Raw genomic sequence first — 24,829 nt, forward strand, 5'->3', positions numbered from 1 at the left:
TCATGCCGGACTTGATCCGGCATCCAGGAGATCACTGGATAGCGCTAAAGCTTCACTTCGTGCCCGGCTTCCGCCGGAATGACGAACGATTGTGCTATTTAATCACTTGAACTACCGGGGGCTTACATCCACCGTCACCGAAAGGGTATGCTCACCGCCTCCCATAACCACCCCTTTTACCGGCGTGACATCGCCGTAATCCCGCCCCCAGGCCAGGGTGATATGCTTTTCGCCGGGAATCTGGTTGTTGGTGGGGTCCAGATCCACCCATCCGGTTTGCGGAACGTACAGGGAGAGCCAGGCATGGGAGGCGTCGGCCCCCACGAGCTTGGGTTTGCCGGGCGGCGGCAGGGTTTCCAGATACCCGCTCACATATCGGGCCGCCAGGCCCAGACTGCGCAGCCCGCTGATCATCAGGTGGGCAAAGTCCTGGCAAACGCCTTTGCGGTTGCGCAAAACCTGGTCCACGCCGGTTTCCACGGTCGTGGCGTTTTTGTCGTAGGTGAAATCCGAAAAAATTCTTCCCATGAGATCGACGGCACCCGCTAAAATCGGACGCCGGGGCGGGAAAGACGGCTGCACGAAATCCTTGACGGCGGCGCCTGTGGTCGTCAGCGGGCTGGCGAATGCAAATTGGTAGGCCTCCAGTTCTTCGGGCAGGTCATGAGCGGTCAGTTGCCGGGCCACACTTTCCCAGGCAGGCGTCGCTTCGGCCACCGGAACGGTCGGCGAAAAGGTATCCACCAGACTGGTGGCAATCATGGAAAGTTCGCTATGGGGGTGCTGAATCATGAACCCTTGCACCGGGTTGCCGAAATAGTCGCTGCGGTCGTTCACAATTTCCGGTTTCGGCCGGATTTCCAGCCTACTGCTGCCCACCTTCTGGGCGGCTGTCTCACGGGGCCTTAGAATCAGTTCGTTTTGCGAAAGCGAGGCCGGCTCCGAATACCTGTAAGTGGTATTATGGACGATACGGTATTTCATAGTGCCCGATCACCGCGCATCGTCGAGAAATGGGGCGTTGACGGTATCCGGGTCAGGTAGTGGGCGCTAACCTGCTGGGCGAAGTCGGTCAATCGATGGTCCATGGCTTCGAGGAACGCACGCAGCGCGGCATGGCGATCGTTGCCCGTCTTGCAGTCGATGCCGCTCAAGTCCAACAGGCGCACCGCGGTGAGCATTTCCAGCGCCAGCCGCTCTTCGGCGGTGGCGTAGCGCAGGTCGTCCTGTCGCGGCAGGGCCTCGACATGCTCGGCGATCTGGCTGCATTGAAACGCAAGGGATTTGGGATTGCTTTCGTCCATCACCAGAAGGTCGAGCACCGGGGCCAGTTGAAAAGCCGTTCGGTAGCGCGCCCGATAGGTCATGATGCTGTCGGAAACCTCCAGCAGGGCCTCCAGGGCGCTGCGCGAATCGTTGCACACCAGCGGCAGGGCGATGTTGATGAGGTGAACCTGGTTGATGGCACGCTCCACACGCCGCCCCATGTCCATGAACCGCCATCCCAACCCCCGCGTCATGCTTTCCATGGCCAGCCCGCTGAAGGCACTCAGGGTGAACAGGGTCTCGTCGAGCAGTTCCAGCGGATCCATGCCCGGTGCCTCGGCAAATCCATCCAGGTGATTGATGACCCGCCAGCAGTCCAGAGAGAGGCGATCCCGGACGCTTTTTGCCGCCTGTTGCACCCGTTTGAGGTTGGCCGCAACACTCCCGGAACGGTCCTGCCGAAAGAGTGCATCTTTCAATTGAACGGACAGCTCCCGGTAGCGGAGCGGGTCCTCCTGCCCTTCGGGCACGTTTGGGATGGAATCTTTGGAGCGCAGCAGGTTCAGCAGAAACGGCAGTTCGGGAATATCGACCGTTCGGGCTTCGCCGGCCAGACGCCGGAAAACGGACCGCAGAAGGCGAATCATATTTTCCGACCGTTCGAGGTAGCGCCCCAGCCACAGCAGGTGATCCGCCACGCGGCTGGGCAGGTCGCTGCCGCGTTTGAACGTTGACACCGTCTGCAGGCTGCTCATGAGGCTGAAGGGAACCACCGGCCGGTCCGAAAAAATCCAGATGTCCTTGCTCTGCTGGCGTTCCGGTTCGTTGCCCGCCAGGGTTTCGACGTCGCCGGCCGTGATGGCCAGGCCGCCGGGCATAAAGGTAAAACCGTTTTCGCAGGCACAGGCAAAAAAGCGCATGAGGGTGTAGCGCGGGGCCGCCTTTCCCGGGCTCCATGCCGGAACCGTCGACGGTCGGATCGGTTCGCATGCCATGTAAAGATGGGGGGCCGCGGCGATCCCGGACGCCGGATCATCCTTTGGGTTAACTGGCGCAAACCGCTGCATGGCCGGCTCGACGATCAACCGGGACAGATTGGCCAGGACATGGCTGCGCCCCGCCTCGGTGCCGCAATACCATGACGGGTGGTTTTCGAGAAGCAGTTCCGTGCCCGTCAACTGCCGGCACAGGTCGGGCAGGAACGCGGCCAACGCCGGCGTATCCACAAATCCGCTGCCAACGGGATTGACAATGTCGATTTGCTGCTGACGGAAAGCCTGGATCAGTCCGGCTACGCCGCCGGCTGCCGATCGGCTGCCGACAAAGGGATCGATGTGCACATCGGCGACGTGGCGGAGGATGGTCTGCACCGGCTCCAACCCGGCCAGCTTTTTTAGAAAGACCTCCCCTTTTCGAACGGTGAGATCCTGCGCCTCCACCAGTGGATAGCCCAGATAGCGGGAGAGCAGGGCGTGTTCGAAGTAGATGCGGCTGTCCGGTCCCGGAGAAAGCAAAACGATGCCGGGATCGTCCCGCCGCAGGGGGCTCCGGTCAATCAGGCTCTGGTGCAGGGTATGGAAAAACGGCGCCAGCCGGCGAATCTGGTTTTTGTGGTACAGGCTGGAAAAGGCCCGGGAGATCACGATCCGGTTTTCCAGCGCGTAGCCGATGCCGGCCGGGGTGTCGGCGTAATCGCGAAAGACCCGGAAGCGTCCGTCGGCACCGCGATAAAGGTCAACGGCATAATAAGTGAGAGAGCGGTTGCCGGCCGGTGCGATGCCGTGGCAGGACCGCAGAAAATTGGGGTTGGCGAAGACCAACTCGGCGGGCAGGTGTCCTTGACGAATCAGATCCTGGGGGCCGCAGACATCCGCCAGAATTCGTTCCAGCAGCTGGGCCCGCTGGTTCAGCCCGGATTCCAGCAGGCTCCACTCGTCGGCGGTGATGGGCAGGGGGATCATCTCCAGCGCCCATGGGGTCCCCTGGCCGCCGGCATCGTCGAAGGGATTGAACGTCGCGCCGTCCTCATGGCGCATGCGCCGTACCCGCTCCTGGCGCTGGTCGAGGGTGCCGGGGGGGATGCTGGAAAAGGCCGCCATCAAAGCGCGCCAGTGATCCCGGATGATCCCCGGCGATCCGAAGGCCTCGGAATAGCTATCTTCGGGAAAAGGCATGGATTCGAACCGGGAGGCCGGTCCGGCCGCTATGGGTTCGGCCATAAACGCTAAAAACCTCGCTTGGGATGTACACTGCATCGCCGACAAAAAGGCCGCTTCGATTTACCCCGTCCGGCGTCGTAAATCAAGGGTGTAGGGAAACTCAGGATTGATCTCCGCTTCCGGGACCGTACCCCGGGCGCCTGGCGTGTGGCCGCCGGGGATGAAGCGGGCATGTCGGCGGCCCTCGGCTTCCCAGCCGTTGACCGGAAAGGTTTCGTAGTTGCGCCCTCCCGGATGGCCCACATGATAGGTGCAGCCGGCAACGGCCCGCTGGGACCAGGTGTCGAACAGATCGATGGTCAAGGGCGCATCCACACCGATGGTGGGATGCAGGCAGGCCTGCGGCTGCCAGGCCCGGTAGCGGATGCCGGCCACGAAGACGCCGTCGACGCCGGTGGGCTGCAAGGGTACGCGTCGTCCGTTGCAGACGACCCGGTGGCGGCTGCCGGTCATTCCCGTCACCTTGACCTGGAGGCGCTCCACCGAAGAATCCACGTAGCGCACGGTTCCGCCGCCGCCGGGCTCTTCGCCGAGGACATGCCAGGGTTCCAGGGCCTGGCGCAGCTCCATCTCCATGCCTTTGTAAGTGACGCGTCCATAGATGGGGAAACGGAACTCGAAATGGGGATGAAAAAAATCCATGGAAATTGGGAAACCGGCCTGCTGCAGGGCTTCCAGGACGTCGTTGAAGTCCTGTCTGAGGGGATCGGGAAGCATGAAACGATCATGCAGCCGGGTCCCCCAGCGAACCAGGCGCCGACGATAGGGGGTCTTCCAGAACCACAGCAAAAGGGTGCGCAGGAGCAGCTGCTGGGCCAGACTCATGCGGGCGTGCGGCGGCATCTCGAAGGCCCGGAATTCCAAAAGCCCCAGCCGACCGGAACTGCTGTCCGGCGAATAGAGCTTATCGATGCAAAATTCCGCCCGATGGGTGTTGCCGGTGACATCTACCAGCAGGTTGCGAAAGAGCCGATCCACCAGCCACGGCGGACAAGAATCGTACCTGTCCATCTGCCGGTCCAGTTCGGCAAAGGCGATCTCCAACTCGTAGAGGCTGTCGTGGCGGGCCTCGTCGATCCGGGGCTGCTGGCTGGTGGGGCCGATAAAGAGACCGGAAAAAAGGTAGCTCAAAGAGGGATGGTTGTTCCAGAAGGTGACCAGACTGCGCAGCAGGTCCGGCCGGCGCAGGAACGCGCTGTCCTCCGGCGTCGCCCCGCCGAGAACGATGTGGTTGCCGCCGCCGGTGCCGGTGTGGCGGCCGTCGAGCATGAATTTTTCCGTGCCCAGCCGCGTCTGGCGTGCGGTTTCGTACAAGGTAGTGGTGCCGTCCACCAGTTCGCGCCAGGTGTGCATGGGTTGAATGTTGACTTCGATCACACCGGGATCGGGTGTAATTTTTAGACTCTTGAGCCGCGGGTCATAGGGCGGGGTGTAACCTTCGACGATAACGGGCATCCTGGCGGCGGCGGCCGTCGCCTCGATGGCGGCCACCAGTTCCAGGTAGCCTTCAAGAACGGCGACCGGCGGCATGAAAATGTACAGGCATCCCTTGCGGGGCTGCACGCACAGTGCCGTGCGGACAAGCCAGGCGGCCGATTCGCCGACCGCGGGCGCCGGGTCGTCGAAGGGCTTGGGCTGGGTTCGGACGTCTTCGCCCACCGCTTCGGCGGCGGCGCCCTCCAGAAAGCGCTGGCCGTCGTGCGGGTCTGGCAGTGGTCCGCGATCGGCCATGGGATCCAGGGGATGGTCGTAGGTCAGATCCTTTTTGGCAACCCAGGGCAGCGACTCCAAAGGGAGACGCAGCCCGGCCGGTGAATCGCCGGGCAGCAGATACATGTAATCGCTGCGCAATGGCCACGGTCCGCTTTTCCACGACCCGTACTGCAGGGGAAGGACGTAGCCGACCACGGCGCCCAATCCTTTCGCAAAAGTCTGCATCATGCGCGCCCGCTGCTCGGGATCATTCAGCCGCGGATCGGTGGGCGACACATTGGACGGCAACCGCTGCTCCTTGTACAGGTAGTATAAAATGTCTTCAAAGCTTTCGCGGATAAACCGCCTGTCAACGCCCAACCGGTCGGCCAGCGCCTCGATGAACCGTTTGGCTTCCAGAGCACCGTAGCCATAATCTGTTGACGCATCGGCCAGCCAGCAGTCGTTTTGCCAGATGGGTTTGCCGTCGGTGCGCCAGTAGCAGCCCAGTGCCCAGCGAGGAAGCGATTCGCCGGGGTACCATTTCCCCTGGCCGTAATGCAGCAGTCCGCCCGGCGCCCACTGCAGCCGCAGGCGCTTGATCAACTTTTCGGAAAGGCGTTGCTTCTCCTCGCCCAGGGCCTCGGTGTTCCACTGGTCGCCGTCCATGTCGTCGATGGAGACGAAGGTCGGCTCGCCGCCCATGGTCAACCGCACATCCGCTTCTTCCAATTGCCGGTCCACCCGGTCGCCCAGATCGAGAATCGCCTCCCAGACCGGCTCGGGGTAAGGACGGGTGGAACGGGGTTCTTCGCGAATCCGCCGTACGTTCATGGTGTGGCTGAAATCGACTTCGCATTTTTCCAGGGCGCCGGTGATGGGGGCCGCGCTTTGCGGCTCCGGCGAGCAGGCCAGGGGAATGTGCCCTTCGCCGGCGAACAGGCCCGAAGTGGGGTCCATGCCCACCCAGCCGGCACCGGGGATGTAGACTTCGGTCCAGGCATGAAGATCGGTAAAATCGGCTTCCGGTCCGGACGGGCCGTCCAGGGATTTGACGTCCGCCGCAAGCTGAATCAGATAGCCGGAAACGAAGCGGGCCGCCAGGCCCAGGTGGCGCAGGATGTTTACCAGCAGCCAGGCCGAATCCCGGCATGATCCGCTGCCCAGGGTCAGGGTCTGCTCGCAGCTTTGCACGTTGGGTTCCATGCGGATGAGATAGCGGATTTCCCGGCTCAACCGCTGGTTCAGATCCACCAGGAAGTCGATGGTCTGCTTGGGCTTGCGATCGATGCCCGCCAGGTAGTCGGCCAGTTTTTCGCCGGCCGGTTCGCATTCCAGGTAAGGCGCCAGATCCGTTTTCAACTGTCGTTCGTAGGCAAAAGGAAAGGAATCGGCGGCCGGTTCCAGGAAAAAGTCGAAGGGGTTGATGATGATCATGTCGGCGACCAGGTCCACCTCGACCTGGAAGACGTCCGTTTTTTCCGGGAAGACCAGCCGGCCCAGATAGTTGCTGAAGGGATCCAACTGCCAGTTGAGAAAATGTTTTGGCGGCGTGACCGTCACCGAGTAGCTCAGGATCGGCGTGCGGCAATGGGGCGCCGGCCGCAAACGCATGGTCTGGGGGGCGAGGGTGACGCGTCGGTCATAACGATAGAGGGTTTGGTGATTCAGGGCAACATGGATTCCCAAGGACGGTTCCTTTCAATATGGAGGGTTGAGCAAGAGCCGGTATTACTGCTCGACACCCGCCGATTCTATAGCCGGTTTGATGTTGAAGTACGTGGTGCCGATGGCCGCGTCGATCCGGTTGAGCCGAATCTGCAGGCTGTCCAGGTATTCGTGCATGCCCCTGGCGATCACTTCGTCGATGTCACCGTAAGCCAGATCGGCTTCGAGGCGCCCGACCTGCTTTTCGGCGGCATTGCGCGACGCTCCGTCGCCCCCGCCGTTGATCCGCTGCAGGCAGATCTTGGATTTGCTCACACAGTGACGGATGGAGCGCGGGAAATGGCGGTCGAAAATCAAGAAATCGGCCACGTTGCGCGGCGTGATCTGGTGGTGTCGCTTACGGAACATCTCAAAGGCACTGGCGGATTTGAGCACCGCGGTCCATTGGATATTGTCGATGGACGAGTTGACCAGATCGGCCCGGGGCAGCAGCATGAAGTACTTGACGTCCAGGATGCGCGAAGTTTTGTCCGCCCGTTCGATCATCATGCCGATGCGGGCGAAATTCCAGGCTTCGCCTTGATTCATGGTGGAGTCCATCAGCCCGGTGAACAGGTGGCTGCGCATCTGGATGATCCTGAAAAAGCGGTGAGGATCGGTCAGCGCCATCGCCTGGCTTTGTTTTTCGGCCAGTTCCAGATAGAAGTTGTTGAGATGCTCCCACATCTCCGAAGAGATGATCTCGCGGATGGAACGGCCGTTTTCGCGGGCCGCCGCCAGGCAGCTCAGGATGGAATTGGGATAGTCGCGGTTGAAGGTCAGGAACCGAATCACTGCTTCCTGGAGGCAATTCTGGCATTTTTCTTTGAACAGGGCCTGGTCGCCGGTAGTCATGATGACCGACTCCCAGTGCTGGTCTTTTTCAGACGGCATATCCAGCAGCAAGTTGAGGTTGACGCTGATGAAGCGCGCCACATTCTCGGCCCGTTCGATATAGCGACACATCCAGTAGATTGAATTGGCGACTCGGCTGAGCATCGTGCCCCCTTTGGTTATGCTTTTCCTGCGGTTCGGTTGTCCTTCGACGGCAATGTTTTCGACTGGCGTCCGGCTTTTTTATCCACCCGGCATCCCCCGGCGGGATTCGGAAATATCCTCTGTTAAGGTGGCTGCATTACAAGACCCACGTGTCTTTGCTGCCGCCCCCCTGGGAGGAGTTGACCACCAGCGACCCCTTGCGCAGGGCCACACGCGTCAGGCCGCCGGGCTGAACATAAATCTCCTCCCCGAAAATTACATAGGGGCGAAGATCAACGTGGCGCCCCTCGATGCTGTCGCCCACGATGGTGGGCACCCGGGAAAGCGATATGGTAGGCTGGGCCATGTAGTTGCGGGGTTCGGCTTTGATTTTTTCGGCAAACGCCGCCCGTTCCGCGTCGGTGGCATGGGGCCCCACCAGCATGCCGTATCCGCCGGATTCGTTGGCCGCCTTGACCACCAGTTGATCCAGGTTCTCAAGCACGTAGGCCTGATCGTCCTTGTCCCGGCAGATGTAGGTGGGCACGTTGGGCAAAATGGCCGTTTCTCCGGTATAATACTCAATGATATTGGGCACATAAGCGTATATCACTTTGTCATCGGCAATTCCCGTTCCCGGTGCGTTGGCCAGGGCGATACGCCCGCTTTTGTATACGTCGATCAAACCTTTCACGCCCAGCAGGGAATCGGGGCGGAACACCTCGGGGTCGATGAAGTCGTCATCGATGCGCCGGTAGAGGACATCCACACGCCTGAGGCCCTTGGTGGTCAGCATGTGGACGTAGCCGTCGGACACCACCAGGTCCTGGCCTTCGACCAGTTCCACCCCCATCTGCTGGGAAAGGAAGGAGTGTTCGAAATAGGCGCTGTTGTAAATACCGGGCGTCAGGACGCCGATGGTCGGGGAGTCGATGTGGTCCGGCGCAAGGTGTTCCAGCATCGCCAGCAGCTTGGAGGCATAATCGTCCACCGGTCTCACCCGGGACGCTTCGAACACCTGGGGGAAGGTGCGCTTGAGCACCTGGCGGTTTTCCAGCACATAAGAAACACCCGATGGGCAGCGCAGGTTGTCCTCCAGGACATAGATCGTACCGTCACGATCCCTAACGAGGTCGGTGCCGGTCACATGGCACCAGATCCGTCGGGGCGGGGTGAACCCCTCACAGGCTTTCCGGTAGGTCCGGCTGCTGAAAATCAGATCCTCGGGGATCACCTTGTCCTTGAGGATCTTGCGGTCGTTGTAGATGTCCTGAATAAACTCGTTGAGGGCAAAGATGCGCTGCTTCAGGCCGCTTTCGATCTGCTGCCAGTCATCGGCCGAGACGATGCGCGGGATGATGTCGAAAGGAAAAATCTTTTCCGTACCCTCCTCGCGGCCGTAGACATTGAAGGTAATGCCCATCTTGAACAACAGGGTCTCGGCCGCTTTCTGGCGTAGGGCCAACTCACCCGGCGGAAGCGACTCGATCTTTTCTACCAGCAGTTGCGCTCCGGGTCGGGGTGTGCCCTGCGCATCCATCAACTCGTCGTAATAGTCCTCAGGATCATAGCTTTCAAAGGTTTTCATTCCGTCTTCCCCTCTTCCGATGCGTTCTGATGAAAAAATAATTTATCGATCACTGAATCGACTGAATTCGACAATCTCGGGGGGTGATCGCCAGTCCATCCAAATTTCCGAATAAATCATATCAGCACGTTACATGCCAACGATGGCCATACTTTCCCTCATCAAAGGCATAATCGACTGTATCGAGGCAGAAAATGAATCAAACGGATACGGGAACCTGTTGTCTGGCGGACAAGGCCTGCGGTTCGTCGCATTCGTATTACATATTAGTAAAAATAGGTGCCAATTACTACAGGATTGTAATTTTATTTCTTTAGGAACCTTGATTAAGGCCATGCTACAGACAAAAACAACAACGCGTGGTAAGATAAATGGCAATGTAGAGTCATAATCCCGAAATTCGTTTCATAAAGCAACTTTAAAACACCTGCGCGAATGAACCTTACCTACCAGCTCCTCGACCACACCGCCGACCTGCGCGTGCGCATCATCGGCGAAAGCAAGGCCGAACTTTTCCAGAACGCAGGTCTGACCCTGGCCGACCTGATCTGCGACCCGGACACCCTGGCATCGACGCAAACGGTCAGCATCGATGTCATCGGGGATGACCCGGCCGATCTGATGGTCAATTTCCTGCGCGAGTTGCTCTATCTGTGGACTGGAAAGGAAAAACTGGTTAAGATGGTTTCTATCCTCGATGTTTCCGATACCGCACTGACTGCAAGCATCGCTGTAGCGAATTATGATTCTCAGAATCATACCATTTTAAACGAGATCAAGGCGGTGACCTATCACCAGATCGCGGTGGAACCGATCGAGGACGGATGGCAGGCAACGGTGGTGTTCGATATTTGATAAAAATATGAAACTCAACCCAATCTCCCCCTTCTGTTACGAAATCCCTCGCACCGGCGACATGCGCGTGCCCGGACGGATCTTCATGAGCCGTCGCATGGCCGCCGGACTGAGCGAGGAAGAAGCCCTCAAGCAGGTGGCCAACGTGGCCACCCTGCCCGGCATCCTCACCGCCGCCATGGCCATGCCCGACATGCACTGGGGCTACGGATTTCCCATCGGCGGGGTGGCGGCATTCGACTGGAAGACCGGCGTCATCTCCCCCGGCGGCGTGGGCTACGACATCAACTGTGGGGTGCGCCTGGCGGCTACCGGCCTGGAAGAAAAGGACATTCGTCCTGTGGCGGAGCGTTTAGTTACGGCCCTGTTTCAAAACATCCCCACCGGTGTGGGATCGACGGGCTCGGTCAAACTGTCCGTCAAGGATGAATTGAAAGTCTTAAAGCAGGGCGGGGCCTGGGCCGTGCGCCAAGGCCTGGGCGATGCCGTAGATGTGGAGCGCACCGAGGACGGCGGCTGCATGGCCGAAGCCGACCCGTCGGTCGTCAGCCAGCGGGCACTGGAACGGGGTCTTAAACAGCTCGGCACCTTGGGTTCGGGCAATCATTTTCTGGAAGTGGGCGTGGTGGACGAGATCTTCGACGAGGATGCGGCCCGCGCCTTTGGACTGTTCGAAAATCAAATCACCGTGCTTTTGCATACGGGCTCCCGGGGCCTGGGATACCAGGTCTGTGACGACTCCCTGGCCTTCATGAACAAACACGTCAAAACCCTGGGCATCCGGTTGCCTGACCGTCAACTGGCCTGCGCCATGATCCGCTCTCCAGAAGGAGAGCGCTACTTTGCCGCCATGGCCTGCGCGGCCAACTATGCCTGGGCCAACCGCCAGATCCTGTTGCATCGTGCCCGGGAAACCTTCCAGCAGGTGCTGGGCATCGGCCCGCGGGATCTGGACATGCATCAGGTGTACGACATCTGCCATAACATCGCCAAACGGGAGACGCACATCGTGGACGGCAACCCCCGGGACGTCTGCGTACACCGTAAGGGGGCCACACGGGCCTTCGCCCCCGGCCATGCGGCGGTTCCCGCGGCCTATCGCCATGTGGGCCAGCCAATCCTAATCCCCGGCGACATGGGCACCGCTTCATACGTGCTGGCCGGCACCCAAAAGGCCATGGAAGAGAGTTTCGGCTCCACCTGCCACGGGGCCGGGAGGGTGCTAAGCCGCAAAGCTGCGAAAAAACAGAGCAAGGGGCGCGCCATCCATCGGGAGCTGGCCGACAAGGGCATCCTGGTCAAATGGAGCGGGCGCAGCACCCTGGCCGAGGAGATGCCCGACGCCTACAAGGACATCGACCAGGTTGTGGAAAGCGTCCATGGGGCCGGTATTTCAAAAAAGGTAGCGCGGCTGCGGCCGATTTGTGTGATCAAGGGCTGATGGCTGCATTTCAACGCCAAAATTGTATAGATATGATTTTACAGATGCGATTGGTTGGATCGTTCTGTTGGCGGAATACTCCATTTTGGAATTCATCCCATCCGATATAAAAACAGGGCGGGGTTGATCCCCGCCCTGTCCGATATGCTGCGATAAGGAAAATAGGTCCAGCGCTATGCCGCCGGTTTGAATTTAAACAGCGGGCATCCCTTGCAGACATCCATTCCCGGCCAGGGCTTGTAGCCCTTGCCCAACACGGAGGCGCCGCCTTTTTCGACGCGCATGGCCTGTTGCTTGGCCGTGGCGGCCATATGCTCTCCGGGAATGAAGACATTGACGTAATTCATTTCCGTTTTGCCGGAAGTTTTGGAGCCGGCGCACATGGTGGTCATGTTGGCGGTCTTGTTGTTGTAGGACCAGACGCTGCCGGAGCAAACCGCCGAATTGGGCGTGTGGAAAAAGTTCAGGTTGGCCCTTTTCATGGCTCCCATATAATCGTTGAAAATGTGATAGGCCTGATAGGGAACGCAGACAAAGAAAACCACGTCGGGACCCGCTTCGAGGTTGTCAAAATGGTCCAGCGGGGCCATGTAAATCGCCTTGCAGTCGCCCACTTCCAGCCGTGCCTTTTCCTGGGGCGCCTTCCAGGCCAACTCTTCATCCACCAGATACTTCATGTGGCGCTGGGTATCGGCATCTTTTTCCAATTCACGGAAACCGAATACCGGATAGGCGTTCTGGCAAAGCAGCTTCTCGGGTTTCATCAGCAGGGCATAACGCTCCTGCCGGCAAGCGGCCAGGAACTGACAATAGGTAATTTTGGCACCGGCCGTATGGGTTACCGGAAGCTTGTCGATCTCCGCCTCATCCTGGATGAATCGAATGCCAACCGGGTCGAAGTCAAGACGCAGGTTCCAGATCATCTGATCACGCATCGCTTTGTAATTCACCGCCGTACTCTCACTTCCTTGTTCACTTGCCGCATCTTTACTCATCAACATAATCTCACTCTCCTCGTTCTTGACGGAGGCGTTGAAAAGCGGGTACCGCCCATCGACAATCAAGACTCGCTTTTACGGAACCGTCACTTAAAAATTATTGGTGACAAGGCAACACCCTCACAATGTTACCGGGAAGGTCCCTACCAAAAGCGAATCTGTTTGGCAAACTTTTTTTGAGCATTCTCTTACAACATGCCGCTCCGGTTGACGCTATCTTTCATATCTTGCAAGGAAAACAGACTTGAAGCGGAGCCAGAAGACAAACGTCAAGCTTCCGGTGATGGCGCCCATCGTCCCCAACACGGCAATCTTGTCATTCCATTGAAGCGATACGATGCCCATGGAAAGGGCGCCAAGAATCATGAATGTGAAAACGAGCAGGGAGGATGCCGCGCCCACGTCCCGATCAACCTGTTCCAGGATCAGGTTGTTCGTGGGAGGACGATTCAGGCCGAAAAAGAAGGTCATCGCGCCCATGGGCAGCGCCAGACTCCAGGGGGACTGGTGCGGTTCCAGCAGCATCCAGAAACCGGCCGCCATGATGCCTGCAAAGGAAACGGTAACCAGTTTTTCCATGCGAACGTAGGCAGACAACCTTCCGAAGACGATGGCGCCGAGCATGCTTGCCATGGCGTTGGCGCCGAAAAAGAAGCCGAATGTCCGTTCACCGAGACCGAAATGGGTCATGTAAATCTCGGACGACCCGGCGATAAAGGCAAACAGGGGAAACACCAGCAGTGACATGGCCAGAAGAAGGCTGATGTAACGCCCATTTCCCAGCAGGCGGAGGTAAACACCGATCACCTTTCGTGGGCTCACCGTGCTGAAGGTTGTCAGCGATTCGGTCATGCGATACACGCCGAGAAAAGCCACCAACCCCATCAGGGCCTGAATGACGAACACCCATCGCCAACTGCTCCAGTAAATCACCCAACTGCCGATGATGGGAGCCATCATGGGCGCCAGGGCCATGATGACGGCAATGTGAGCCATGACCCGCTCCCGCGATTTGGCGTCAAAAAGATCCTTGCAGATAGCCAGGCTCAAGGCCGATGCTGACGCCGCACCGGCAGCCTGAACCACTCTGGCGGAGATCATCATGTGAATACCGGCGGATGCTGCGCAGGCCAGGCTGGCAAAGATGTAGATACCGATTCCCGCCATCAGCGGCCTCTTCCGACCGTAACGATCGGATATGGGTCCGTATACCAGCAGAAAAACGCAATAGGAGATAAAAAAACCGATCAGCGTCAGGTTGATCACCACCAGCGGCTGACCCCACTGCTCCCGCAGCAGAGGGATGGCCGGTATGTACATATCCGTGGACAGCGGAGGAAAGGCCGCCAGCAGACTGATTAATAATAGAAGCCGAAATTTCAACGCTGTTGTTCCCATCCGCCCCCGAGAGCTTTGTATAGCGATATCAAATTGGTCGTGACCGTACCCTCGCTCTGGGCCAGTCCGTCTTGAAAGGAAAGGAGGCTGCGCTGGGCGTCGAGAACGTTGGAGAAATCAACCAGGCCGGCGGCATATCGGTCCTGGGCCAGATCCGCGGCTCGCTGGGCTGCGGCAACCGCTTTCTTCAGATGGCTGCGGCGGACCTGCTCTTCAGCATAAGTGGTCAGGGCATTTTCCACCTCTTCCAGGGCGCCGAGCACGGCACCTTCGTAGGCAGCCAGATACTGCTCGGCAATGGCGTCCTGGACCTCGATGTTTTGTCTAATGGCGCCGGCGTCGAAAATCCGCCAGGATATCGACGGACCCAGGTTCCAGAACCGGCTGGACTTGTCGAAAAAGTCCCCGGAGTTGATGGACTCCAGGCCGATGGAGCCCAGCAGTTGGAATTTCGGATAAAGGTCGGCCGTGGCCACGCCGATGCGGGCGCTCTGGGCGGCAAGTTGACGTTCGGCGCTGCGGATGTCCGGACGCCGGCGCAGTGTGTTGGCCGGGACGCCAACGGCTAATGTCATGGGCGGCACCGGTATGGGGCGCCGCGCTTCGAGCTGCCCGCGAAGGCTGCCCGGTGCTTGTCCGGTGAGGACGGCCAGGCTGTTTTTGGCCGCCTCCAGTCCACTGCGCAGGCTGGGCAGTTGACTGCGGGTGTCCTCCAGATTGTAGCGGGCCTGCTGAATATCGAGTTCATTGCTCAGACCGGCCTCGAACCTGGACTCGATCAGATCGACGGTCTCTTCCTGGGCCTCGATGTTGGCCATGGCCACGTCCAGGCGGTACTGGTAAGTCCGCGCCTCGATGTAGTTGCGCGCCACCTCGGCGGCCAGGGACACCCGGACGTCTTCAAGGTCGGCCTGGACGGCTTGCAGATCCGCATCGGCCGCCTCCACGCTGCGGCGCATGCCGCCGAAAACGTCGATCTCCCAACCCGCATCGAAGCCCGCCTCGTACCAGTCCCGTTCAACACCCGATTCCGTGCCGCTGCTGGCTTTGCTGACCCGGTTGGTCGTTACCGACCCGCCGACATCCAGAGAAGGGAAACGGTCGGCATTGGTAATCGCACGGCTGGCGCGGGATTGGCGCACCCGGGCAATTGCCTGTTTAAGATCTGGATTGGCGACCAGGGTTTTTTCGATCAGGCTGGTCAACAGGGGGTCGTCAAGGGTTTCCCACCACCGGGCCAGTTGGTCGGAATCGACCGGCTCGTCTTTCAATCCGCCTTGAAGCGGGGTTTGCCAGGTGTCCGTCAACTCAGGATCCGGCGCCGCGTAATCGGGGCCGACGGCAGCGCAGCCGGCCATCAGCAAGAGGACCGACACAACGGCCATGGCACACCGCAACCGGTTTATGGGCTGTTTTATAGAATTACTCATTGGGCACCTCCAGGGAGCAGGCATTGGCTGAATGACGCTTTCCGAATCGTCGGTTCGTGGCCTCGCGCATGGTCTGAAAACCAGCATAAAGGGCCGGAATCAAAAAGATTCCCACCAGCGTGGCCGCCAGCATGCCGTAAAACACCGTGGTGCCGATGGCCCGCCGGCTGGCGGCGCCGGCTCCGGTGGCGACAATCATGGGAAAGACTCCCAGGATGAACGAGAAGGCTGTCATCAGTACGGCCCGGTAGCGCATGCGGGCACCGGTAACAGCCGCCTCGTAGATGGAAAGCCCCGCTTCGCGCTGTTCGCGGGCGAACTCCACGATCAAAATGGCATTTTTGGCCGCCAGGCCCACCAGCAGCACCAACCCGATCTGTGCATAGATGGAAAGCGCCAGGCCGCAGACCAAAAGGCCGGCCAGAGCTCCCAGCACGGCCACCACGATGGAAATAATCACTGGCAGGGGCTGGGTCCAGCTTTCGTACTGGCCCACCAGGAACAAATAGCCGAAGAGCAGGGCCAGTACCATGAGAACCGTCGATTCATTGCCGATTTTTTTCTCCTGAAAACTCATGCCGGACCAATCGAAGCCATATCCTTTGGGCAGGGTTTCCCCGGCGATGCGTTCGACAATGGTTAGGGCCTCACCGGAACTGATCGTGGGCAGGGCCGCACCAATGAAACTGGCCGAGGAGAATTGGTTGAAGCGGGCCACCGACTGGGGGCCGAGTACCGTGGATATGGTCATCAGGCTGGACAGGGGCACCATGTTGCCGTTGTCGCTGCGCACATGCAGGCGAGTGATGTCCTCGGCCGTGTCTCGGAAAGACGCATCGGCCTGTACGGTAACCTGGAAAACCCGGTCATTGAGGTTGATATCATTGACATAACGCGACCCCAGGTTGGCTTGAAGCGTCGAGAATACCCGGCTGACCGGCACATTGAGCAGACGCGCCTTGGTGCGGTCTAGGTTCACGGACAACTGGGGCACGTTAGCCGAGTATGCGGTAAAGGCATAGGCGATGGACGGTTCCTGGTTGAGGGCCACCATCAGCCCCTTGGATACGGCATCGATCTCCTGGGGCGACTGCCCTTCCAGGGCCTGCATCTCCAGGTTGAATCCGCCGGACAAACCCAGCCCCCGGATGGCCGGGGGAACGAAAACGTTGATGTTGGCACCGGTCATCGTAGCTGCGATCCCTCGGATCCGGTTCTGAACGCTTTTGATTTGCAGATCGGGCGTGGTGCGCTCGTCCCAGGGGGTCAGCCCAACGAAAGCGATACCGGCGTTTTCGCCGGCGCCGCTGATTATGCTGTAACCGCGCACACCGATGACGAAATCGACGCCCTCGATGGCCTTGATGCGCTTGGACATATCGTCAACCAGTTCGGTGGTGCGGGCAAAAGCGGCGCCGTCGGGCAGTTGAATGTCTACGATCATGAACCCTTTGTCCTCTTCGGGCAGAAAGCTCGTGGGTACGATGCCGAAAAGCCGCCACACGCCGACGCTGATGATGACCAGGATTAACAGTGCAATTGCGATCTTGCGCACCAGCCAGCCGGAAACGGCCACATAGAGGTTGCGCGAGCCGTTCAGGGCGCGGTTGAACCAGGCCAGGGGGCCTCGGCGAGCTGGTTTCGGTTTTCGCAGCAGCAGGCTGCACAGTGCCGGACTCAGGCTCAGGGCGTTGATTGCCGACAGCAGCACGGCCACGCAGATGGTAACGGCGAACTGCCGATAGATCTGGCCGGTAATGCCGGGCAAGAAACCCACCGGTACGAACACGGCGAGCAGCACCAGAGTGGTGGCGATGATCGGGCCGGTTACCTGTTCCATGCTGCGTTCGGCCGCACAACGGGAATCGAGCCCCTCGTCGGCCATCACCCGCTGGACGTTTTCCACCACCACGATGGCATCGTCAACCACCAGGCCGATAGCCAGAATCAGAGCGAAGAGCGTGATGGTGTTGGCCGAATAGCCCATGGCGATCAAAAGGGCAAAGGTGCCGACCAGTGATACCGGGATGGTCAGGGTCGGGATCAGGGTGGCCCGCCAGTCCTGGAGAAAGATATAGGTCACCCCCACCACCAGGCAAAAGGTAATCAGCAGGGTGAGCACGATCTCTTCGATGGCGGCGGAGACGAATTTGGTTGAATCGTAGATCACATCGTATCCGACCCCTTCGGGCAGCCGCGATTCAAGCGCTTTCAGGGATGCGCGCACATTCTCCATGGTTTGCAGGGCGTTGCTGCCCGGTGTCTGGTAAACGGCCAGTGGAATGCCCGGCTGGCCGTTGAGCGTATCTTCTGACGCATAGGACTCGCTGCCCAGCTCGATCCGCGCCACGTCGCCCAGCCTTACGATACCCGCTTTGGCGTTGGTCTGAACCACGATATCCTCGAACTCCGCCGGCTCGGTCAGGCGCCCTCTCACCTTCAGCGTGTACTGGACCTGCTGACCCTCGGCCATGGGCGCGGTGCCGATGGAACCGGCGGCGGCCAGCAGGTTCTGCTCCTTAATGGCGCTGATCACGTCATCGGCGGTCAACCCCAGAGCGGTGAGCCGGGTGGGATCCAGCCAGATGCGCATGCTGTAGTCGTGGGAACCGAAGGGACTGGCCTCGCTGACCCCCTCCACCCGTTTGAGCGTATCGCTGACGTTGATGGAGACCCAGTTGGCCAGGGGCAAAACATCCCGACTGGTGTCCTTGTAATAAAAAAACAGCACGCCCAGCATGTCCGACGAACGCTGGCGCACGGAAATCCCCTGCTCGGTAACTTCGCTGGGCAGACTGGACTGGGCCTCCTGGACACGGTTGAGCACGTTGACCTGGGCAATGTTAGCATCAGTGCCCACGGCAAAATAAATGGAGAGGGAATAGCTGCCGTTGTTGGTGGCCTTGGAGGACATGTAGAGCATGTCATCCACCCCGTTGATCCGGGCTTCCAGCGGGGATGCCACCGAGGCTGCCACCTCTTCGGCGTTGGCACCGGGATAGGTGGCGGAGACCCGGATTTCCGGCGGCACAATCTTGCCTGGATACTCGGACACCGCAATATTGAAAATGGCCAGAAGGCCGGCAAAGGTGATGATCAGGGAAACCACCATTGCCAAACGGGGCCGTTGAATGAATATTTTGGAGAGCATAATCGAACCTCTTTGTTCAGTGTCCATCCAGAAATGACCAATTTGCCCGATATCGGCGTTGCGCGAAAAATTCTATCCTCGAAATATTAACCATATGCCTGCGGTAGAATTTTTCGTGCGCCTTGATCTCGAACAAATTTGCCTATTTCTGGACGAACACGATTTACTGCTTGCCCGCGGATTGGGGATTGACCGTCTGTCCGGTGCGAATCTTTTGAACGCCCGACACTACAACGGTTTCGCCGGCCATCAGGCCGCTTTTCACGGCCCATTGCGTTCCAATGGTGACACCGGTGGCGATGTTGCGCCGTTGAACCCGATTTTCGGTATCGACGACAAACACATACTGGCCCTGACGGTCTTCGAGCACGGCGCGCTGCGGCACCACGGGCATGTTTTGCGGATTGGCCAGGCTGAGTTCGACGGTAACGAACTGGCCCGGCAAAAGCAGCTCGTCGGGATTGTCGAACATGGCGCGCACCGCCACGGTGCCGGTAGTGCTGTCCACCTCGTTATCGGTGAATTCGATCCGTCCGGGAAGCGCGTACATGGCGCCGTTGGGCAGCCGCAAATGCGGCACGAGATCCTTCTTGGCGTCTTCGAAAGACTTGCCCTGTCCCTGGATGCCCAAAAGAACGTCCACGCGGTCAGATTCACTCACCGAATAGACCACGCGAATCGGATTCAACTGGACGATGCGCGCCAGCGGTCCCGATTCCGGACCCACCAGATTTCCCCGGGTAAAATTGGAAACACCGATGCGCCCGCTGATGGGTGACTTGATCGTCGTGTAGTCCAGGTTCAAACGCGAGACATCCAGGGTGGCAACGGCCTGGTTCACCTTGGCCTGGGCCTCCTGCTCATCGGCCAGGGCGGTTTCCAAGTCGGTTTTGGAAACGCCTCCGGATCTGACGTTCTGGAGTCGTTCGCGGTATTGACGGGCTTTGCTGAGCGCAGCCCTGGCCTCGGCGGCCTTGGCATCATCCGCCTTAACCTGGGCGGCATAGGGGGCCTGCTCGATGACGTAAAGCAGATCTCCGCTCTTGACCCGGCTGCCCTCGGTGAATGCAACTTTCTCCAGATAGCCCTGCACCCGGGCCTGGACATCCACGGCCTGGATCGCCTCGACCCGACCCACATGAGTCATGGGCGGGTTGACGGCCTTTTCGGTGATCACGGCCACCTCCACCAGCGGCGGTGGTGCCTGGGCCTTGGATTGGGCGCCGGCATGGGAAGCCGTGGCCAGGATCAGCATAATCAACCCGCCAATTACCAACTGGCGGGTTTTGCGTTGGATTGGTACCATTTTATTTTCTCCCGTGTTCGATTTTTCACCTCTGCTTGCCCCAGGGGACGGAACAGTTTCTGAAAGGAAATACCTGCCCTAAATTCAATTGTTATGCAATGTAACAATCGACATTACAAAACTCAAACATTTTTTTAAAAAAAGAATTTGAAATAGGAATTGCCGATCGGCGGTGCGGGGCAAAACGAAGCAACGGTAGCGGTTTCAGGATTTATGCGCTTTGCGTGGACCCGGAAGTCAACACAGCCTGTTTCCCGCTCCCGGAAACAGCAGGATCGAATCGACGCCCACGATTCTTAAACAGCCGGGCGACATCTTCGACGATTACATAGAGCGAAGGCACCAGCCCCAGGGTGATCAGGGTGGCGAAAAGCACACCGAATCCCAGGGAAATGGCCATGGGGATCATCATCCGCGCTTGACGGGAAGTTTCCGTAATCATCGGCATCAGGCCGCCGAAGGTGGTCACCGTGGTGAGCAAAATCGGCCGGAAGCGCTGGATGCCGGCCGAAATCACGGATTCCCTGACCCCCATCCCGGATTTGACATAGCGGTTGGCCAGGTCGATCAACACCAGCGAGTCGTTGACCACCACGCCGGACAGGGCCACCACGCCGAACAGACTGTTCAGCGACAGGGCATAACCCATTAACAGGTGGCCCAAAATGGCGCCGATGACGCCAAAAGGGATACTCATCATGATGATCAAAGGCTGGGCGTAACTTCTAAACGGTATGGCCAGAAGCGCATAGACGCAGAAAAGGGCCAGCATCGAACCGGTGATCAGGGCGCTGATGCTTTCGCGCATATCGGCCTGATGCCCCTCGAAGCTGTAGCTCAGCCCCGGATAGCGCTTCATCAGATCGGGCAGCAGAGACGATTTGAGTTCGTTCATGATGTTTTCCGCCTTGGACGGCGGAGAGACATTGGCCGTTACGGAGATATCCCGGCAGCCGTTGGTGCGCTCGATGGACGTATACGCCCGGCCGGCGGTCATGGTAACCGCATCGCGCAGATAGATCTCGCCCTCGGGCGCCTGCAGGATCATGTTTTCCAGGGTGGCTTCGGCGGCACGCTCGTTCTCGGGCAGGCTGACCCGAACCGAGACCTCGTTCTGACCGCGCTGCAGCTTCATCGCCTCGGCGCCCTGAAAGGCGTAACGCACCTGCTCGGCCACCGACTGGGAGGTCAGCCCCATGCGTTCGCCCAGGGGCCGCAGATTGATGTCGAACTGGCGCTTGCCCTGCTCCGATCCGTCGTCGATATCGTGAACGATGGAAAAATCGGCCAGCATCGCGGCCAGGTCCTCGCCGGCGGATTCCAACGTCTTCGTATCCGAATGGCTGAGCATCACGGTGAGGTTCTTGCCCGATCCCGGGCCGCCCATGTTGGACTCGAAGCGGATGCTTTCCAGTCCGGCGATGTCTCCCGCCGCCTGGCGCCACTTCTCGACCACCTTGGAGGTGGAAATGGGCCGCTTGTCCGTATCGGTCAGAAAGATACGCACCGCGATAGTGTTGCCCGATACGTTGCAGAGCACCCCCTTGGCCAGCTCCTCGCCGCCGTTTTCGGCAACCACCGCCTGGGCCGATTCCAGCAGATGGTTTTCGACTTTCTCAAGACGCGCCTTGGCGCTGCCGTAGGGCAAGGTTGCCGAAGCATAGGCGTAATCCGATTCGTTGGCCGGAAACATCTCCAGCCCCATTCGTCCCGAGGCCACATAGCCGCCCAGGGCCAGGATCAGAAAAAGGCCGAAGGCCATAACCGAATAGCGCTGTTTGATCATAAACTCCAGCAAATCGCCGTACCGGTGGCGCACGAAGCGCTCGAAGGCTTCGCTGAAGCGCGCCTGCCAGCGTTCCAGATAATTCAGGGGCCACATGGGGGTGCTACGTTTGCGATGACCCAGGTGGGCCGGCAGGATAAAAAGGCTTTCGATGAGCGACACGCCGAACACCGCGATCACCACCAGGGGGATCACCTTGAAAATCTTGCCCATGAAACCGGGCACGAACATCAGCGGCATGAACGTCACCAGGTTGGTCAGAACGGAGAACACCACCGGCAGGGCCACTTCCCGGGCGCCGGCCACGGACGCTTCGAGGGGGTCCAGCCCCTGGCGGCGCCAGTGGTAGATGTTTTCGCCGACCACCACCGCGTCGTCGACCACGATGCCCAGGGTGACGATAAAAGCGAACATGCTGATCATGTTGATGGAAAAAAAGGTTCCCGAAAGGAAGATGAACGATCCCATGAAAGAAATCGGAATTCCCAGGCTGACCCAGAAGGCCAACCGGGTTTCCAGGAACAGGGCCAGGAAAATAAAAACCAGGGCCAGCCCCTGAAGAGCGTTTTTCATCAGCAGCTCGGCGCGCTCGGTAAACCCTTCCGAGTGGTCGTCGAGCAGGGTCAGGCGCAGGCCCTTGGGAAGCGAAACGTTCAATTCCTCCATGATTTTCTTGCCGACGTCGGCAACCTCGGTGGGCGTCTGGTTTCCGACCCGGTAGACTTCGATCATCACCGCCGGTTCGCCGTCGAACTCGGCCCAGGTGTGGGATTCCTCGAAGGCCTCGCGCACCGTGGCCACCTGGCCCAAAAGTACCTGGGAGCCGTCGCTTCCGGTCAATACCGGCAGTTGGGCGTACTGCCGGGCGTATTCGCGCTGGTCCTTGACCCGCACCAGGATATCGCCGCCAGAGGTTTTGAGGCTGCCGCCGCCAAGTTCCACCGAGGCATTGGCGATGGTATCGGCGACATCGCCGAGGGTGATCCCGTAGCGCCGCAGGGTGGCCTGGGGGATCTCCACCCGGATTTCATAATCCTTGACGCCGGTGAGGTCCACCTGGTTGATGTGCTCGCTTTCCAGCAGCTTGTCGCGCACCTGGTCTGCGGTGGCGCGCAGGGTCAGGTCGTCCACATCGCCGGAAAGGGCTATCGTCAGCACGCCACGCTTGTGCTCGGCGATGGTGACCTGGGGGTCCTCGGCCTCGTCGGGAAAGGTGTTGATGCGGTCGACCTCGCTTTTGATCTCCTGCCACAGACGGGTCACATCGGCACCCTCGATAATGTCGACGCTGATGCTGGCGCTGCCTTCGGAGGCCGTCGAGGAAATTTCGTCCACGCCTTCCAGGTCCTGGATCGCCTCCTCGACGGCCAAGACGATGCCGTCCTCCACCTCTTCGGGGCTGGCACCGGGATAGGACACCGAAATTTCAACGGTGTCGATGGTGAAATCGGGAAACATTTCCTGTTTGACACGGAAGCCGGCGATCAGCCCCCCAACCAGGAAAACGAACATCAACAGGTTGGCGACCACCGAGTTGCCCGCCATCCACGCGATGGGCCCGCGGCTCAAGTTCTGGCGATGGGATGCTTGCATGGCGCCCTCACCTTCCTTCGGCATCTGTTGCCGCTGCGGGCTGTGCGTCGGCAACTTTCAGGGCCATGCCCTGCACCGGAGTGGCCAGGGCCGAGGTCACCACCTTTTCGCCGGCTTTCACGCCGCTGTCCAGGTACACCGCAGCGGTGCTTTTCCACGCCAGGGTGACCTTGCGGATGTCCAGGGCGCCGTTGTCGTAAACCCAGACCCGTTTGCCGTCTTGCATGACGGCGCGGGGCAGTTCGATCACGTTGGCAAGCTCGCGGCCGGTGATTTCCACATTGACGTAGTCGTCGATCATCAGGTGAATGGGAGACGGTTTTTCAATCGCGCCCAGCGGGTTCTTAACCGAAACGATCACCGTGGCCATGCGGCTGGATTCGCTGAGCTTGCCGGCCACCTGGACCACATAACCGGTCCAGGTTCCCGTGCCGACCTGGGATTTGATGGTTACCGGGCAGCCGCCCGGATAATGCAGATCGATCAGGGCCAGCTGGTCCAGGGAAACCACCGCCTCGATCCAGAATTCGTCCGTTCCCACCAGGGTCGCCAGGCTGTCCTGGGCGCCCGCATAGGTCCCCACATTGACATTGCGCTCGACGACCATGGCATTGAACGGCGCCCGCACCACCGTACGGTTCAAATCCAGCATGGCCTGGCGCAGATCGGCCTCGGCGCTGGTCACGTCGGCCTGGGCCTGCGCCAACTGGGGTTTGCGCAGGGCCAGATCCGTCTCGGAAACGCCTTCGGAGGACAATGCCGACATCAGCGCCAATTCTTCCCGGGCGATGTTTTGGCTGCCCTGCTCGATGGCCAAAGCGGCCTTCGCGGTGGCCAGAGCGCTCTGGGCCTTTTGCACGGCCACCTCGTAGTCCACCGGGTCCAGGGAAAGCAGTTCGGCGCCCTTGGCGATGCTCCCTCCGGGAACATAGGCGGCGGCCACGGATAAAACCGTGCCGGAGACCTGGGCCTTGAGGGTCACTTCACGGGCTGCAACCACGGTGCCCATGGCGGAAACCACGGCGCGGGTATCGGCCAGGCGGGCCGTTTGAACGTCGACCACGGCAACCTTGCGCTCCGGCTTGGCCTTTTGCATGACCGGGGCGGTGGCCTTGAAGTGGGCAAAGGCGGCCGCACCGGCCGCAATCAACAGCAGGGGGATCAGTATCCTGATGACCTTGCCCCAAAAAGTGGGTTCCGGGTGATTATCCGACATATCGATCTGCTCCATGGTGATTGGCCCTTAAGCTGTTATTGCATTCAGATGACGGCTCTTTTCCGTCTCTTCGTCCGTCGTCCTCTCGCTTAGTGCACCTGTTCGTAAATACGGTGACGTATCGAGATTGTTGCTGCGCCCGGATCGCAAGGCGCGAGAAGCGTGAGTAGCCAAAGCCTATTTACGCGCCGAGCAACACCGCGAG

At 59.6% G+C, this 24,829-nt stretch carries 14 protein-coding genes; 2 read left to right on the forward strand and 12 right to left on the reverse strand.

Annotated features, from left to right (window positions below):
* Positions 1–111 precede the first annotated feature (111 nt).
* From GN111_RS15510 to GN111_RS15530, 5 genes are all read right to left on the reverse strand, one after another.
* Positions 112–984, reverse strand: coding sequence for a transglutaminase family protein (locus tag GN111_RS15510; RefSeq protein ID WP_155304617.1), 873 nt, complete (start codon positions 982–984; stop codon positions 112–114).
* Positions 981–3,485 (reverse strand): circularly permuted type 2 ATP-grasp protein, encoded by a 2,505-nt coding sequence (locus GN111_RS15515; RefSeq protein ID WP_155304618.1) that lies wholly within the window; start codon positions 3,483–3,485, stop codon positions 981–983. The genes GN111_RS15510 and GN111_RS15515 overlap by 4 nt, the downstream gene beginning before the upstream one ends.
* Before the next feature lie 60 nt (positions 3,486–3,545).
* A complete protein-coding gene (locus GN111_RS15520; RefSeq protein ID WP_155304619.1) occupies positions 3,546–6,866 on the reverse strand; it encodes a transglutaminase family protein in 3,321 nt (1,106 codons plus the stop codon).
* Positions 6,867–6,908: 42 nt separating this feature from the next.
* Positions 6,909–7,883: an alpha-E domain-containing protein gene (locus GN111_RS15525; RefSeq protein ID WP_155304620.1), complete on the reverse strand. Its 975-nt coding sequence runs from the start codon at positions 7,881–7,883 to the stop codon at positions 6,909–6,911.
* A 136-nt stretch (positions 7,884–8,019) separates the two neighbouring features.
* A complete protein-coding gene (locus GN111_RS15530; protein ID WP_155304621.1) occupies positions 8,020–9,450 on the reverse strand; it encodes a circularly permuted type 2 ATP-grasp protein in 1,431 nt (476 codons plus the stop codon).
* Between the two features lie 435 nt (positions 9,451–9,885).
* Between GN111_RS15530 and GN111_RS15535 the strand changes: the two genes are divergently transcribed.
* Both GN111_RS15535 and GN111_RS15540 read left to right on the forward strand, forming a co-directional pair.
* Positions 9,886–10,305 (forward strand): archease, encoded by a 420-nt coding sequence (locus GN111_RS15535; RefSeq protein ID WP_155304622.1) that lies wholly within the window; start codon positions 9,886–9,888, stop codon positions 10,303–10,305.
* Positions 10,306–10,312: 7 nt separating this feature from the next.
* Entirely contained in the window at positions 10,313–11,746 is a 1,434-nt protein-coding gene (locus GN111_RS15540) for an RtcB family protein (RefSeq protein ID WP_155304623.1), read from the forward strand.
* Positions 11,747–11,919: 173 nt separating this feature from the next.
* On the opposite strand, the gene GN111_RS15545 is transcribed toward GN111_RS15540, so the two are convergent.
* From GN111_RS15545 to GN111_RS15575, 7 genes are all read right to left on the reverse strand, one after another.
* A complete protein-coding gene (locus GN111_RS15545; protein WP_155304624.1) occupies positions 11,920–12,747 on the reverse strand; it encodes a DUF169 domain-containing protein in 828 nt (275 codons plus the stop codon).
* 210 nt (positions 12,748–12,957) lie between these two features.
* Positions 12,958–14,127 (reverse strand): MFS transporter, encoded by a 1,170-nt coding sequence (locus GN111_RS15550; protein WP_231715757.1) that lies wholly within the window; start codon positions 14,125–14,127, stop codon positions 12,958–12,960.
* Positions 14,124–15,572, reverse strand: coding sequence for an efflux transporter outer membrane subunit (locus GN111_RS15555; protein WP_155304626.1), 1,449 nt, complete (start codon positions 15,570–15,572; stop codon positions 14,124–14,126). Before GN111_RS15555 ends, GN111_RS15550 begins: the two co-directional genes overlap by 4 nt.
* The gene (locus GN111_RS15560) at positions 15,565–18,723 is read right to left on the reverse strand and encodes an efflux RND transporter permease subunit (RefSeq protein ID WP_155304627.1); all 3,159 of its coding nucleotides are present in this window, start codon (positions 18,721–18,723) and stop codon (positions 15,565–15,567) included. Before GN111_RS15560 ends, GN111_RS15555 begins: the two co-directional genes overlap by 8 nt.
* 163 nt (positions 18,724–18,886) lie before the next feature.
* Positions 18,887–20,029: an efflux RND transporter periplasmic adaptor subunit gene (locus GN111_RS15565; protein ID WP_155304628.1), complete on the reverse strand. Its 1,143-nt coding sequence runs from the start codon at positions 20,027–20,029 to the stop codon at positions 18,887–18,889.
* A gap of 211 nt (positions 20,030–20,240) precedes the next feature.
* Positions 20,241–23,408: an efflux RND transporter permease subunit gene (locus GN111_RS15570; protein WP_155304629.1), complete on the reverse strand. Its 3,168-nt coding sequence runs from the start codon at positions 23,406–23,408 to the stop codon at positions 20,241–20,243.
* A gap of 7 nt (positions 23,409–23,415) precedes the next feature.
* Entirely contained in the window at positions 23,416–24,624 is a 1,209-nt protein-coding gene (locus GN111_RS15575; RefSeq protein ID WP_170302322.1) for an efflux RND transporter periplasmic adaptor subunit, read from the reverse strand.
* Between the last annotated feature and the right edge of the window lie 205 nt (positions 24,625–24,829).

It is taken from the genome of Desulfosarcina widdelii, assembly GCF_009688965.1.
Lineage (GTDB): Bacteria > Desulfobacterota > Desulfobacteria > Desulfobacterales > Desulfosarcinaceae > Desulfosarcina > Desulfosarcina widdelii.